A 13,110-nucleotide genomic window follows, 5' to 3' on the forward strand; every position below is an offset into this window, starting at 1 on the left:
CGGGTTGTCGGCTCGGCCTGCACTACGGGGTGTCGGCTCCGCCGACGCGGTGGTACAGGTCCACGGGCTGGCCGTCGGACGGAAACGGCAGAGACGTGTAATTGAGCGGAGCGACGTAGCCGGGGCTCACATGCCAGTGGAATCGCCGCAGCAGGTGGTGCATGACCGTCTTGATCTCGGCGCCCGCGAAGTGCATCCCCAGGCATTTGTGCACGCCGCCGCCGAACGGCTCCCACGCGAACCGGTGAACCTTGTCCTCGCGGCGTTCGGGTGCGAACCGTTCGGGGTCGAACCTCTCCGGATCGGGCCAGTACTCGGGCATGTGATGGGTGAAGTGCACGACCACCGACATGTACGTGCCCCGGGGGATGTAGTGGCCGAGCACCTCCGTGTCCTCGACCGCGCGGCGGGCGACCACCGGGACCGGCGGCACGAGGCGCAGGCATTCCTTCATCACGAGGTCGAGGTCGGTCAGTTCGTCGAGTTGATCGTAGGTCGGGGTGGACGTGCCCAGTGCCGCCGACTGCCGTCTGCACCGCTCCTGCCAGTCGGGGTGCTGACCGAGGTACTGCATCATCGTCGACAGCGTGATGGTGGACGTGTCGTGCGCCGCCATCAGCAGGAAGATCATGTGGTTGACGACGTCGTCGTCGCTGAACCGCTGCCCCTCTTCGGATTCGATGTGGCACAGCGCGGAGAAAAGGTCTTCGCCGGCGCCCGCGCGACGCGCGGGCAGGTAGCGGCGGAAGAACTCCTCGAGTCGTGCGCGCCCGTCGATGCCACGCTTCCATCGCGTTCCGAGCAGGGGATACCGGATCACCGACGTGGCGGCCTGCACACAGTCGATGAAGGCCCTGTTGATCTCGGCCATCTCCCGGGGCGTCGACCCCTCGGCGCCGCCCATGAAGATGCTCGTGGCGAGATCGAGTGTCAGCTCCTTCAGCGCCGGGTACGCGGCGAAGCCCGCGGTGGGCTGCCAGCCGTCGAGGCCCTTCTCGACGGCTGGATGGAGTGCCTCGGTATAGCGCGACAGCCGGTCGCGGGTGAAGGCCTGCTGCATGATTCGCCGGTGGGCGAGGTGTTCGTCGCCGTCGAGGAGCATCAGCCCGCGGTGGAAGAACGGCCCGATCAGCACGCTCCACCCGTCGCTGTTGACGAAGGCCCGGTCCTTGTTCTGCAGCACCGTCTGGCAGCCGTCCGGTCCGAGCACGGTGACCCACCGTTTGCCTGCCATGCTCAGCCACGACACGGGGCCGTAGCGATCCCAGCGACTCTGCAGCAGTCCCATCGGGTCGCGGAAGTAGTCCAGTGAGTGTCCGATGACGGGGAATCCGGCATTGCCCGAGATGGGTTGCAGGGTGCTTTGCGGTGGGGGAGCAGCGAGAACTTTGGGCATCGGCCCTCCTGGTGGCATATGTGACAGGACACGCTGTCAGATGCCTGTAGTGTGCGTCACACCGGCGGGTCTGTCAACATCGAGTCATGAGTTCACCGGCGCGCCAGTACCGCGGTCGAAGTTCGGAGCAACGCGCCGCGGAGCGCCGCGCGCGACTGCTCGAGGCGGGACTGCAGGTGTTCGGCACCGTCGGCGGCGAGAAGGCGACCATGACCGCGATCTGCGCCGAGGCGAAGCTGACGGAACGCTATTTCTACGAGAGCTTCCGCGACCGGGACGACCTGCTGGTGCAGGTGATCGAGGGCATTGCCGCGGAGATCGCGGAGGCGGCGAGGGTCACCCTCCAGACCGTGACCGGCGACCCCGAGGTGCGGGCGCGGGCGGCGATCGCGACGTTCGTCGACATCCTGACGGCGGACCCGCGAAAAGGTCGGGTGTCGATCATCGAATCGGCGGCTGCCGAACCGCTACGGACGCGACGGCGTGAGTTGTTACGGGCGTTCGCCCTGCTGGTCGCGGAGGAATCGAAGGAACTCTACGGCGACAGGGCGTGGTCGTCGCCGCAGGACGAGATCACCGCGCTGCTGTTCGTGGGTGGGCTCGCGGAGCTCATGACGGCGTGGCTGAACGGCGAGATCGAGGTGTCTCCCGAGCAGATCGTCGATGCCGCGACCTACCAGTTCACGTCCACCGCACACCGCTGAGCGGGTCCCGGACGGAAACGTGACGGGTGTCACGTGCGAAGCTGTGGGCATGGTGGATATCGCACGCCCGCAGTTGGAGGGCACGGTCGCGGTAGGCGAGGGGCGTCGGCTCGGCTTCGCGGAGTTCGGTTCGGCACAGGGCAGGGCGGTGTTCTGGCTGCACGGCACACCCGGTGCGCGGCGTCAGGTACCGATGGAGGCCCGGGCGTTCGCCGAACGCGAGCACGTCCGGCTGATCGGGATCGACCGGCCGGGGGTCGGGTCGTCGACGCCGCACCGCTACGGCGCCGTGATCGACTTCGCCGAAGACCTGCGCACGGTCGCCGACACACTGGGCGTCGACCAGATGGCCGTGGTCGGCCTGTCCGGTGGCGGCCCCTACACGCTGGCCGCGGCGTACGCGATGCCCGACCGCGTGGTCGCGACCGGCATCCTGGGGGGTGTCGCGCCGACGAAGGGTCCCGACGCGATCCGCAGTGGGCTGATGGATCTCGCCGTCCTGGCGGCTCCGGTGCTGTCCGCGGGCGGTGTCCCCGTCGGGTTGGCGGCGAGTTCCGTGATCAGGCTGGCGAGGCCGTTCGCGTCGCCGATCATCGACCTGTACGGGCGGCTGTCGCCGGAGGGTGACCGCCGTCTGCTCGCGCGGCCGGAGTTCAAGGCGATGTTCCTCGACGATCTGCTCAACGGCGGCCGTAAGCAGCTCAGTGCACCGTTCGCCGACCTCGTGCTGTTTGCGCGGGACTGGGGATTCCGGGTGAATGCGGTGAAGACCCCGGTGCGGTGGTGGCACGGCGACTGCGACCACATCATTCCGCTCCGGCACGGGCAGCACATGGTGTCGCTTCTTCCCGACGCCGAGTTCCACACGATGCACGGGGAAAGCCATCTCGGGGGCCTGGGCATGTCGGAGGAGATTCTCCGCTCACTCCTCGACATCTGGGACGCCAAGGAGGCGCAGGCGCCGTTCGGCCCGGTGTGACGGTGGCGCGTTCTGCGCGCCACCGTCACCGGGTCAGGACTGCAGCGTCGTGATCTGGAAGGTGGCGCCGAGCGGGTCGGCGACGGACGCGAGCCGCCCGAATGGGGTGTCCTCTGGGGCGCGCCGGACGGTGCCGCCCAGTTCGGTCACCTTCGCGACCGCGGCATCCGTGTCCTCGACGCCGATGTAGAACTGCCAGAACGAGGGGACGCCTTCGGGCAGGAACGAGTCGGCGTCCATGACTCCGGCCACGGTGCGGTCGCCGAGGTTCGCCTGCGAGTACCGGAATTCGTCTGTGTCGCCAAGGGTCCGGAAGGTCCAGCCGAAGACGTCCGCGTAGAACGGGAGCGCCGCCGCGTAGTTCCGCGACAGCGTTTCGTGCCAGACGGGCGCGCCGGGCTCGTCCACGAGACCGAAGCCGCCGTGCTGATCGGCCTGCCACACGCCGATGACGGCGCCGGCCGGATCGCCGAGGATCGCCATCGTGCCCTGGTCGCCCACGACCATTGCGGGCATCATCACCTGGCCGCCCGCCTCGGCGGCCTTCGCCGCGGTGGCCTCCGCGTCCTCGGAGGCGATATACGTGGTCCACACGTTGCCGTACGGGTTGCCCTGCTGTTGGGGGCCAAGGCCCGCAATGGGTTTGCCGTTCATGCTGAAGATGGAGTAGCCGCCGTACTGCGGATCCTCGTTGGTGTCGGACCTCCACCCGAACAGCCCGGTGTAGAACGGAATGACCTGTCGTGGGTCGGAACTGGTGAGATCGATCCAGCAGGGAGCGCCGGTGAGGGACGGGCGGTCGGGCATCTCGGTCTCCTAGGATGTCTGGGGTCGGTGTGGTGCCGGTCACAAACCTACGCGTCCCGACGACCTGCCGTCGGTTCGCGGCGGCCTGTGGAAGACTCGGCGCATGTCTGCGAGCGAGAACCAGGACAGCCCGGGCCGGGCCCGCCAGAATCTGATCTATCGCGACGGCGTCCTCGGTCGCACACCCTCCGTTCCCACCGACTTCGACACGCTGGAGCGGCGCGCGAAAAGGAAGATGAGCGCGAAGGGGTGGGCGTACGTCCACGGCGGCGCGGGGCTGGGTCGCACGATGCAGGCCAACCGCGATGCGTTCGACAAGTGGCAGATCGTTCCCCGGGTGTTGCGCGACGTCTCGAAGCGCGACATCGGGGTCGAGTTGTTCGGGCGCAGGATTCCGGCCCCGGTGCTGCTCGCCCCGGTGGGCGCGGCCGAACTGGCCAGCCCCGAGGCGGATGTGGCGATCGCCGCCGCGGCCGCCGAACTGGGTGTGCCGTACATCTTCTCCAACCAGGGCTGCGCACCGATGGAGGAGAGTGCGGCGGCGATGGGCGACGCACCCCGGTGGTTCCAGCTGTACTGGAGCACCGACGACGATCTCGTCGACAGCCTGCTCCAGCGCGCCGAGAACATTCGTGCGGACGCCGTCGTCGTCACCCTCGACACGACCATGCTCGGCTGGCGCCCGGAAGACCTCAATCTCGGCTCGCTGCCCTTCGCGCAGGGGCAGGGGATCGCGCAGTACACGTCCGATCCGGTGTTCCGCCGGATCGTGCACGAGCGGATCAAGGCCGCCGCAGGCAAGGCGGACGTCGAGGTGACACTCGGCGCGATCCGGTCACTGGTGTCGATGACCCGGCGCTTCCCGGGTCGCTTCCTCGACAACCTGCGGTCGCCGGAACCGCGGGCCGCCGTGGAGACGTTCCTCGACATCTACTCCCGGCCGTCGCTGAGCTGGGCCGATATCGAGACCCTCCGCAGCAGGACGTCGCTGCCGATCCTCCTCAAGGGCGTGCTGCACCCGGACGACGCCAGGCGCGCGCTCGACGCCGGGGTGGACGGCATCGTGGTGTCGAATCACGGTGGGCGGCAGGTGGACGGCAGCGTGTCGTCGCTGGACGCGCTCGTGGACATCGCGCCCGTCGTCGCCGGCAGGCTGACGCTGCTCCTCGACAGCGGAATCCGCACGGGAGCAGACGTCTTCAAGGCCCTCGCCCTCGGTGCGGACGCGGTGACGCTCGGCAGGCCCCACCTGTACGGCCTGGCCCTCGCAGGTCAGGCGGGTGCGCGGGACGCCGCCGCCAACGTGATCGCCGAGTTCGACCTCACGATGGGGCTCAGTGGCCTGACGTCGGTGGCCGAGATCGACCGGGACGCCCTGCGCAGGGCGTAGACATGTCAGAGTTCGGCGATCGTGATGATCCCGTCCTGAAGGGCCCGCACCAGCAGCGCCGTCTTGGTGGACGCATCACGCCCGACCAGCGCGTACTTCTCGCGGATACGGGTCAGGTGTGTGTTGACCGTTCCGAGGGCGATGTGGAGGTCGGCGGCGACGGCGAGCTTGGAGTCGCCGCGCAACCAGTGGCGGAGAACCTCGATTTCGCGCGCCGACAACGCCGGCTTCGGATACGTGCGGGCGACTGCCGGCTCGTCCGTATGTGGGGGGTGCCCGAGTGCGTCGGGTGCAGTGGTCATGCCGATCTCATCTTTCTGACATGTACGAAAGCGCTACAGGTACCCGACGTCCCTGCAGGCAGTTCAGGTTAACTGGTGACGGCGGCGCGTGTCGCACCAGGCCCGGATCAGCTCTCACAGCCGACGCCGTCGCCGTCGCGATCGAGGTGGGTGCCGTAGCCCGGCGCGCCGATGTGGACCGGCGCGGCACCGGCCGCCTTGGCCGCCGAACAGTTCTTGTAGTAGACGTCGCTCGGCGGTGCCGTGTCAACGAACGGGACGGGTGCGGGCGCGGGCGCGGGTGCCGGAACGGGCGCAGGTGCTGCTTCCGGGACCGTGCTGGTAGTCGGAGCGGGCGCGACTGCGGGCGCCGCCGCCCCGCAGTCCCGGAGAACCCGGGCGATCGCATCGTGCTCGGCCTGAGTCACCCACAGCCCGTACGCGGCCTTCACCTCCACCTGATCGGCCACGTAGGTGCACCGGTAGCTCTTGTTCGGGGGCAGCCAGGTTGCGGCGTCTCCGTCCGACTTCTGCTGGTTGGTGGGGCCGTCGACGGCTTTCAGGTTCCGCGGATCGTTCGCGAAGTTCGCCCTGGTCGCGGTGTCGAGCTGCTGCGCCCCCTTCTGCCAGGCGTCGGACAGCGCGACGACGTGATCGATCTGCACGGCATTCGACGTGTCCGCACCGCGAACGAAGGAGATGGTGTTGCCCGTGTACGGGTCGAGCAGCGTTCCGGTCTGTACCGCGCAGTCGCGGGTCCCCGGCCTGAACACGATCTGTTCGAGGTCGCGCCGGAGGATGTCGTTCCGCGTGTCGCACCCGTTGTGACCGCCCTCGACCGTGACGTCGTCGGTCCACGCCTGGCCGAAGAGATCCCGGTCGTAACCGGTCTTCGGTGCGCGTCCCTTGACCTCGAGGCCGGCGAGTAGCTGCAACGCGGCGGTCGCGTCCGCGCCGCCGGCCGCGGCGGGTTCGACCGGCGAGAGGGCGAGCACAGACGGCACCGGTGTCGACGAACTCGACGCGACACGCACGGTCGTCGGATCGGCGACCGAGGGTGCCACGGACGCGGATACCGCTGTGGCCTGGGCCGATTGGTCGTCCTGTCCAGGGCTGAGGAACGAGACCGCGGCCACGACTACGACGATCCCGCCGGTGATCCAGGGCCACTTCTGACGAGTGGCAGATGATGAGGGCGGGGGAAACGTCATGCCGGTCCTTCAATGAACGTGGGGGGTCGAATGTTCATCGCGCGGAAAGGCTCTTCCGTTACTCGGTATCGCGGGAACTGTTAGCATGCCCGGGACCGGAATTCGTGCGGGTGGAGGGCGGTAGTCGGTCGTGACACGACAGATCTTTCGGGGGAAATTGCGAACAGCGGCCGTGACGGCCGTGACCGTGGTCTCTCTCTGCCTCGGCGGCACCGTCGCGGCGGCCGCCGATCCGATCGTCGACACCGGTCAGGCGCTCGGTTCCGCGGTGGCGCCGAATGGGTCGACGCTCGATCACGTCACCGTGATCGATTCGAGACACCTGACGTTGCACGTCTTCTCGGCGTCGATGCAGCGGGTCGTTCCGGTGTACGTGCAGCGCCCCGCCGACACGAGCGTGCCGAGGCCGACGCTGTACTTCCTCGACGGTCAGGTCCGTCGGGAGAAGACCGATGTCGAAGAGTTCCTGGCCGACCAGAACGTGAACGTCGTGAGCCCTTCCGGCGGCGAGAACGCGTATTGGACGGACTGGAAGAGCCCCGACCCGGTGATGGGGGTGAACAAGTGGAAGACCTTTATGACTCAGGAACTTCCGCCGGTCGTCGACGCAGCCCTCGGCACCAACGGAGTCAACGCGCTCGCCGGCATGTCACGGGTGGGTACTGCCGCTCTGCAGTTGGCGATCGCCGCTCCCGGCCTGTTCCGCGGTGTGGCCGCCTACAGTGGTTGCGCTCTGACCAGTGATCCGCTCGGTCAGCTCCTCATCAAGATCACCATGGACAACTACGGCTACGGCAACCCGGCCAACATGTACGGGAAGGCGGACGATCCGGCGTGGGCGGCGAACGATCCCTACGTTCACGCCGCCGAACTGCGCGGAACGGAGCTGTTCCTCTCCAGCGGCAACGGTCTGCCGGGGCGCCACGAGACCCTGGACGGCCCCGGGATCGACGGGAACGTCGCGACGCTCGCGCGTCAGATCTACGCGGGTGGTCCCATCGAAGCGGTGACCAACTACTGCACCCATCGATTTACGGATCGCCTGGGGGAACTGGGAATACCTGCAACCGCGAGTTTCCGTGACTCGGGCACACACTCGTGGGGATATTGGCAGGACGACCTGCACGATTCCTGGCCGGTGCTGGCTCGGGCGCTGGGAGTGTGAGCGAAGTTCCTCCGGTGTTTCCCGGCGGCGAGGTCACCGACGACCTCGAGATCACGCGGTCGCTCGTCGTTCCGGCCGCCGAGTTGCAGTGGCGGTTCTCCCGCGCCGGCGGTCCCGGCGGTCAGGGCGTCAACACCACGGACTCGCGGGTGGAGTTGCGAGTGAACCTGTGGACGTTGTCGACGCTGTCACGGTCCCAGCTCGAACGCATGCAGGTTCAGCTGGGACACAGGCTCGTTGACGGGGTGATCACCGTGACGGCGTCCGAAACCCGTTCGCAGCTGCGCAATCGGCGCGCGGCGCGGGCCCGGATGGCGGCGTTGTTGCGCGCGGCCGTCCTCGCTGAAACCCGCACCCGGCGTCCGACCAAGGCGACCAAGGGTTCGCACCGACGAAGACTCGACGCCAAGAAGCAACGCGGCCAGACCAAGAACCTGCGGAGGAAGCCGGACATGTAGGGGGTTGCGTACAGCTGCGTGTTCTGAATGTTTGATGTCGTTTCGTGTTGTTTAGTGCAGTGATGTTGCGGGGTCGGGCGACCGGTGTGCAGTATCGGACCCCGTTGGTGTGGTTCCACGCGGCGGCACTGCCGGTCCAGGCTCACCGTTTGCTCTCGGAGACGATTGTGGTGGGGGTTCCGGCGGTCGGAACCCGGCGGTGGGTGCGGTGGTGCGTGTTGCCGGGTGTCGTCCTGTCAGTAGGCCGATCTGGAACGCCAGGCGGGGGTGTGGTGACCGAATATGGAACGCGAGGTCTGGGTGTGTCGAGGACGGTCACCGAGATCGGTTCCGACCACTACATTTCGCAGGCAAGTGGCTGATCCGAGTGTGTCGTCGGCATCGGGACCCACTCGCCAGGTTCGGGTTCGGCCTCATCGAGGCTGTGTTGTCGGTGCCCTGTCGTACCGTGCTTGTGTTGACCGACGACGGGTGGTGATGATCTGGTGCGCGATATGACCGAGGTGAAGGCCTCGCTGTGTGCCCGCCGATGCGGGCGGCGTGGTTCACGCCGGAGTGCCGCAGCTGCGGTGACCGCTGCGGCGGATCTGTCGTGACGCCCACAGCTGTGCTCGCCGATCCCGGTGACCACGTCACGGCACCGGCTCCGGGCGCGGCGCTCGACCAGGCTGCGGACTCTTCTCGGACGGTGATCCGTGCCTACGTTTTTGTCCTCGAGCCGACCCCGGAGCAGGCGTCGGTGTTGCGGTCGCACTGTGGGGCGCAGCGCTTCGCCTACAACTGGGCACTGTCGCAGGTCAAGGCGAACCTCGACCAACGGACTGCGGAACGGTCTTACGAGATCCCTGACGCGAGTTGACGCCGCCGGTGTCCTGGTCGGCGTACGGCCTGCGCAAACACTGGAACACCGTGAAAGACGACGTCGCCGTCAACACCGACACCGGGCAGGTGTGGTGGCCGGAGAACTCGAAAGAGGCCTACAGTTCCGGACTCGCGAACTGCGCGGCCGCCCTATCGAACTGGTCCGACGCCCGATCCGGAAAACGCAGAGGTCCGATGGGATTCCCCCGCTTCAAGGGCAAACGGGCGGTGCTGTCGTGCCGGTTCACCACCGGCAGTTTCGGGTTGGTCACCGACAGCGGGGATCGACGCCACATCTAACTACCACGGATCGGCGTGGTCCGGTCTGCCGAATCGACCCGCAAATTGGCACGAAAGACGATCGCCGGGACGGCGCGGATTCGGTCGGCGACCCTCTCGTTTCGTCGGGGCCGGTGGCAGGTGTCGTTCTCGGTCGAAATCGCTCTCCCCGCGCGGGCACTGCCACCCGCCACCACCGGTACCTCCGCCGCGGTCGGCGATTGCGGTGTGGTGGTCGGAGTCGATGCGGGGGTCAAACACCTCGCAGTCCTCTCGAACGGGGAGATGATCGAGAATCCGACGCACGCACGCAAGCATGCGAAACAACTTCGTAGCCTCGGGCGCCGTGCGTCCCGCCGTGTCGGCCCGGATCGTCGCACCGGTCAACAACCCTCCCGGCGCTGGCTGCGCACCCAGGAACAGATCCGGGCGGTGCGCATCCGCATCGCGAACAGTCGCCGCGATCACCTGCACAAACTCACCACCCGACCGGTGCGGGACTTCGATACCGTCGTCGTCGAAGACCTCAACGTCGCGGGAATGACCCGTTCCGGTGGCGCCTACAAGCGGGGGTTGAACCGGGCTCTGCAGGATGCGGCGTTCGCCGAGATCCGGCGACAACTGACCTATAAGTGCGAGTGGGCTGGCACCGGTCTGCAGGTGGCGGACCGTTGGTATCCGTCGAGTAAGACCTGGTCGAACTGTCAGGTAGTGAAAGCCAAACTACCCCTGAAGGTTCGGGTGTTCACCTGCGATGCGTGCGGATTCCGCGCTGATCGTGATCACAATGCTGCTCTCAACCTCGCTGCCCTCGCAGCGGTTGACGGTGGTGCGTCTTCGGCGAGTTGCGGACGAGACGTAAAAGACGCCCGACAGAAACCAACCATAAGACCCGCCGCTCGGTGGGCTGACGGTATTGCTGCGGGAACACCACTGAGTGGTGAACGTGACCGGGGTAACCCGGACACTCATGCAGAATGCACTAAACAACACTCAGCATGAACGGAACCTCCCGGATGTGTTGACCCCTGGTGTGCCGGAAGATGAGTACGGAAGCGCCGTGACGGGTGACCGGAGACGGCGAGGTCGGGGGATCGAGGGTCACATGAGTGTGCTTGACGAGGAATTACATTCGGCAGCGACGGCTGCCGCGGCGGGGGATCGCAAGGCCGTCGAGCGGGTGATGACGACGTTGTGGCCGCAGGTGGTGCGCTATTGCCGCACCCGCGTGGGGGATTCCATGCAGGTCACGCGGCCGGCGGACGAGGTGGCGCACGAAGCGTTACTCGCGGTGGCGCGGGAACTACCGGCTCTCGCGCGCAGTGATCATCCGGTCCGCGAGGTGTATCGCGTCGTGAGCCAGACCGTTTCGGATGTGCACGGCGGCACGGCCGGAAGTTCGGACATTCCGGCGGAAGTGGCCGGGCTGCTGCACCATCTCGACGTCACCGCCCGGGAGATCGTCCTGTTGCGGGTCATAGACGGGCTGTCCGTGCACGACACCGCGGGCGTGCTCGGGCTCCCGGTGGGCCGGGTCCTCGTCGTGCAGCACGAGGCGCTGCGGACCCTGCGGGCCAGGGTGGCGTGATCAGCGGTCGGCGTCAGCGCCTGCCGGACAGGACGCAGAACTCGTTGCCCTCGGGATCGGCGAGCACCACCCAACTCTGCTCGCCCTGACCGACATCCGCGTGCCGGGCGCCGAGCCCGAGAAGCCGCGCGACCTCGGCCTGCTGATCGTCGGGCCGGAAGTCGAGATGCAGCCGGTTCGGTATCTGCTTCCGGTCCGGAACCGCCACGAACAGGATCTCCGGGTGACTGTCGGCCAGGGGCCGGATGTGGACGTCGCCGTCGGAGTCGGTCACGGAGCCCCAGCCAAGGGCCTCGGCCCACCAGCCTCCCAGGGCTGTCGGATCGAGAGCGTTGACCACCACGGCTTCCCATTGCAGTCCCATGCGTCAACGGTACGGGGAGCGGCGGACGCCCGTCACCGATTTCACCGCAGCGTCGGATCGATCGGTTCGACGCCGAGGCGTTCGGAGTACTGCTCGTTGAGTTCGCGCCAGCCGTAGTTCATCGCCTCGGCGCCGACAATCGGTCCGATCGGATTGCGTTCGAGCAGGCTGTCGGCGACGTCCAGGCACATGTGCCACCCGGCGGCCGTCATCGCCGCGGTTCGCTGGTCGTCGACCGTGTGGCGCAAGGTCAGTCGGGTGCCCGCATCGGTTTCCTCGATCGTCCAGAGCAGGACGTCCTCGCCCCACGCGTGTTCGAGGACGTGAGGTGATTCGGCCCGGGTCACGGTGCCGTCGAGTTCGGTGCGGTCCTGCCCGTCGACCATGATCAGGGTTGCGGGACCGACCGTTCCGAGGTTCCGGTCCGCGGTGTACGGCGCCCACTGCGGAAGTTCGCCGGGATCCGTGAGCGCGGTCCACAGCGCCGCCGGCGAGTGGGTGAAGTCGCGAACGAAGGTCAGAGCCCATCGGGTGCCGTCGGGTCGTGCCTCGACGTGCCGCAGTGGGCCGGGGCGGTAGTCGCGTCGTGCGTCTGATTCGGTCATGACGGGGTCTCCTTCGATTCGAGGTGCCGCCCGAGCGCATCGAGGTGATTCGCCCACAGCCGGCGGTAGGGCTGCAGCCACGCGTCGAACTCGTCGAACGGTTCGCGGTGCAGGCTGTAGATGCGCTGCTGGGCCGCGGTGCGGCAGGTGACGAATCCGGCCTGTCGCAGCACCCGCAGGTGTTTGGACACGGTCGGCTGGGGCAGGGCGAGTTGGTCGACGAGTTCGCCGACGCTGGCGTGACCGGCCCGCAGCCGTTCGAGGATCCTGCGGCGCTGTGGTTCGGCGACCACGGTGAACACGTCCGGTGCCATGACCCCGAGTATGCGCCTACGCGTATATACGCGTCAAGGAATATGAACGTCCGGTTGTGGCATGAACGCGATCGTCAGCAGGGACCGGACGAACTCGCGCAGAGCCCGCTCGTCGGACGTGTCCACGATCCCCTCCGTGATGATGAGCGAGCCGATGATGCGGAACGCCCACTCGGAGATGGCGGTGGGGCTCACGCCCGACAGTTGGTCGGGAGAGAACAGGCGCTCGAAGTGGGGAGTGAGCAGTTGCGCCCCGAGTTCGATCATCGGCTTCGCCTCGACCGTGAACCAGGGGAGCACCACGGCGGGGTCGTCGCGCAAACCCTTCTGCAGCAACCGGTGTCCGCGTGCGTACTGGACGGCGAACACGACGGCGTCGACGAATCGCACCTGGAGTTGGCTCTGCCGTCCCCGCAGCACCGGGTCGAGCACGACGAAGAACCGTGAGATCTCCCGCTGGAAGAGGGCCTCGAGAATGGCGGACTGATCGCCGACGTGTTTGTAGAGCGTGGGCCGGGACAGTCCCGCTCGCTCGGCGATGACCGCGTGAAGCCGGGTGCTGTAACCGAGTTCGATCAGGCATTCCTCGGCCGCGTCGAGGATCCGTTCCCGGAGTTCGCCGGGTGTCGGTGTCGTCGGCTGCGTCCTCACGGCCCTGATTGTGCTGTTCGGGTTGGGTGGGCGCAAACAGAAGCCACAAATGTGAAC

At 67.4% G+C, this 13,110-nt stretch carries 17 protein-coding genes; 9 read left to right on the plus strand and 8 right to left on the minus strand.

Annotated elements, in window-relative coordinates; translation table 11 throughout:
* Positions 1-22 precede the first annotated feature (22 nt).
* Entirely contained in the window at positions 23-1,396 is a 1,374-nt protein-coding gene (locus RHA1_RS25490) for a cytochrome P450 (RefSeq protein ID WP_050787379.1), read from the minus strand.
* A gap of 86 nt (positions 1,397-1,482) precedes the next feature.
* Here RHA1_RS25490 and RHA1_RS25495 point away from each other — a divergent pair, with 86 nt between their 5' ends.
* Both RHA1_RS25495 and RHA1_RS25500 read left to right on the plus strand, forming a co-directional pair.
* Positions 1,483-2,100 carry a TetR/AcrR family transcriptional regulator gene (locus tag RHA1_RS25495; protein WP_009478243.1) on the plus strand — a complete coding sequence of 206 codons (618 nt, stop codon included), beginning with the start codon at positions 1,483-1,485 and terminating at the stop codon, positions 2,098-2,100.
* A gap of 49 nt (positions 2,101-2,149) precedes the next feature.
* Positions 2,150-3,079, plus strand: a complete 930-nt coding sequence (locus RHA1_RS25500) for an alpha/beta fold hydrolase (protein ID WP_011597417.1) — start codon at positions 2,150-2,152, stop codon at positions 3,077-3,079.
* A gap of 33 nt (positions 3,080-3,112) precedes the next feature.
* Here the strand turns inward: RHA1_RS25500 and RHA1_RS25505 are convergent, their stop codons facing one another.
* Positions 3,113-3,886, minus strand: a complete 774-nt coding sequence (locus RHA1_RS25505) for a VOC family protein (protein WP_009478245.1) — start codon at positions 3,884-3,886, stop codon at positions 3,113-3,115.
* A gap of 103 nt (positions 3,887-3,989) precedes the next feature.
* On the opposite strand from RHA1_RS25505, the gene RHA1_RS25510 reads away from it, so the two are divergent.
* On the plus strand, positions 3,990-5,276 hold the full coding sequence (locus tag RHA1_RS25510) for a lactate 2-monooxygenase (protein ID WP_011597418.1): 1,287 nt from the start codon (positions 3,990-3,992) through the stop codon (positions 5,274-5,276).
* A gap of 5 nt (positions 5,277-5,281) precedes the next feature.
* On the opposite strand, the gene RHA1_RS25515 is transcribed toward RHA1_RS25510, so the two are convergent.
* Entirely contained in the window at positions 5,282-5,578 is a 297-nt protein-coding gene (locus tag RHA1_RS25515; protein ID WP_005574983.1) for a response regulator transcription factor, read from the minus strand.
* Between the two features lie 107 nt (positions 5,579-5,685).
* Entirely contained in the window at positions 5,686-6,768 is a 1,083-nt protein-coding gene (locus tag RHA1_RS25520) for a GmrSD restriction endonuclease domain-containing protein (RefSeq protein WP_011597419.1), read from the minus strand.
* Positions 6,769-6,940: 172 nt separating this feature from the next.
* Here RHA1_RS25520 and RHA1_RS25525 point away from each other — a divergent pair, with 172 nt between their 5' ends.
* The 6 genes from RHA1_RS25525 to RHA1_RS25540 all read left to right on the plus strand — a co-directional run bounded on the left by RHA1_RS25525 (position 6,941) and on the right by RHA1_RS25540 (position 11,119).
* Positions 6,941-7,933 (plus strand): alpha/beta hydrolase, encoded by a 993-nt coding sequence (locus RHA1_RS25525; RefSeq protein ID WP_041812008.1) that lies wholly within the window; start codon positions 6,941-6,943, stop codon positions 7,931-7,933.
* Positions 7,930-8,391 carry an alternative ribosome rescue aminoacyl-tRNA hydrolase ArfB gene (arfB, locus tag RHA1_RS25530; RefSeq protein ID WP_011597421.1) on the plus strand — a complete coding sequence of 154 codons (462 nt, stop codon included), beginning with the start codon at positions 7,930-7,932 and terminating at the stop codon, positions 8,389-8,391. Before RHA1_RS25525 ends, arfB begins: the two co-directional genes overlap by 4 nt.
* 592 nt (positions 8,392-8,983) lie before the next feature.
* Positions 8,984-9,250 (plus strand): helix-turn-helix domain-containing protein, encoded by a 267-nt coding sequence (locus RHA1_RS51995; RefSeq protein WP_167540953.1) that lies wholly within the window; start codon positions 8,984-8,986, stop codon positions 9,248-9,250.
* Positions 9,251-9,258: 8 nt separating this feature from the next.
* Positions 9,259-9,552 carry a hypothetical protein gene (locus tag RHA1_RS52000; protein WP_011597423.1) on the plus strand — a complete coding sequence of 98 codons (294 nt, stop codon included), beginning with the start codon at positions 9,259-9,261 and terminating at the stop codon, positions 9,550-9,552.
* 15 nt (positions 9,553-9,567) lie between these two features.
* Positions 9,568-10,533, plus strand: a complete 966-nt coding sequence (locus RHA1_RS51320) for an RNA-guided endonuclease InsQ/TnpB family protein (protein WP_237726944.1) — start codon at positions 9,568-9,570, stop codon at positions 10,531-10,533.
* Positions 10,534-10,636: 103 nt separating this feature from the next.
* Positions 10,637-11,119 carry a sigma factor-like helix-turn-helix DNA-binding protein gene (locus RHA1_RS25540; RefSeq protein ID WP_011597425.1) on the plus strand — a complete coding sequence of 161 codons (483 nt, stop codon included), beginning with the start codon at positions 10,637-10,639 and terminating at the stop codon, positions 11,117-11,119.
* A gap of 13 nt (positions 11,120-11,132) precedes the next feature.
* Here RHA1_RS25540 and RHA1_RS25545 read toward each other — a convergent pair whose 3' ends face one another.
* The 4 genes from RHA1_RS25545 to RHA1_RS25560 are packed head-to-tail and all read right to left on the minus strand — an operon-like array spanning position 11,133 to position 13,053.
* Positions 11,133-11,483, minus strand: coding sequence for a VOC family protein (locus RHA1_RS25545; protein ID WP_011597426.1), 351 nt, complete (start codon positions 11,481-11,483; stop codon positions 11,133-11,135).
* A 41-nt stretch (positions 11,484-11,524) separates the two neighbouring features.
* On the minus strand, positions 11,525-12,088 hold the full coding sequence (locus RHA1_RS25550; RefSeq protein WP_011597427.1) for an SRPBCC family protein: 564 nt from the start codon (positions 12,086-12,088) through the stop codon (positions 11,525-11,527).
* Complete coding sequence (locus tag RHA1_RS25555; protein WP_011597428.1) at positions 12,085-12,402, minus strand: ArsR/SmtB family transcription factor; 318 nt, start codon at positions 12,400-12,402, stop codon at positions 12,085-12,087. Before RHA1_RS25555 ends, RHA1_RS25550 begins: the two co-directional genes overlap by 4 nt.
* 33 nt (positions 12,403-12,435) lie before the next feature.
* The gene (locus tag RHA1_RS25560) at positions 12,436-13,053 is read right to left on the minus strand and encodes a TetR/AcrR family transcriptional regulator (RefSeq protein WP_009478259.1); all 618 of its coding nucleotides are present in this window, start codon (positions 13,051-13,053) and stop codon (positions 12,436-12,438) included.
* Positions 13,054-13,110 lie beyond the last annotated feature (57 nt).

Source organism: Rhodococcus jostii RHA1, from assembly GCF_000014565.1.
GTDB classification, from domain to species: Bacteria; Actinomycetota; Actinomycetes; order Mycobacteriales; family Mycobacteriaceae; genus Rhodococcus_F; species Rhodococcus_F jostii_A.

Coding starts and splice junctions, on each gene's coding strand:
- RHA1_RS25490 (WP_050787379.1), bottom strand. CDS start 1,396: ATGCCCAAAGTTCTCGCTGCTCCCCCACCGCAAAGCACCCTGCAACCC.
- RHA1_RS25495 (WP_009478243.1), top strand. CDS start 1,483: ATGAGTTCACCGGCGCGCCAGTACCGCGGTCGAAGTTCGGAGCAACGC.
- RHA1_RS25500 (WP_011597417.1), top strand. CDS start 2,150: ATGGTGGATATCGCACGCCCGCAGTTGGAGGGCACGGTCGCGGTAGGC.
- RHA1_RS25505 (WP_009478245.1), bottom strand. CDS start 3,886: ATGCCCGACCGCCCGTCCCTCACCGGCGCTCCCTGCTGGATCGATCTC.
- RHA1_RS25510 (WP_011597418.1), top strand. CDS start 3,990: ATGTCTGCGAGCGAGAACCAGGACAGCCCGGGCCGGGCCCGCCAGAAT.
- RHA1_RS25515 (WP_005574983.1), bottom strand. CDS start 5,578: ATGACCACTGCACCCGACGCACTCGGGCACCCCCCACATACGGACGAG.
- RHA1_RS25520 (WP_011597419.1), bottom strand. CDS start 6,768: ATGACGTTTCCCCCGCCCTCATCATCTGCCACTCGTCAGAAGTGGCCC.
- RHA1_RS25540 (WP_011597425.1), top strand. CDS start 10,637: ATGAGTGTGCTTGACGAGGAATTACATTCGGCAGCGACGGCTGCCGCG.
- RHA1_RS25545 (WP_011597426.1), bottom strand. CDS start 11,483: ATGGGACTGCAATGGGAAGCCGTGGTGGTCAACGCTCTCGATCCGACA.
- RHA1_RS25550 (WP_011597427.1), bottom strand. CDS start 12,088: ATGACCGAATCAGACGCACGACGCGACTACCGCCCCGGCCCACTGCGG.
- RHA1_RS25555 (WP_011597428.1), bottom strand. CDS start 12,402: ATGGCACCGGACGTGTTCACCGTGGTCGCCGAACCACAGCGCCGCAGG.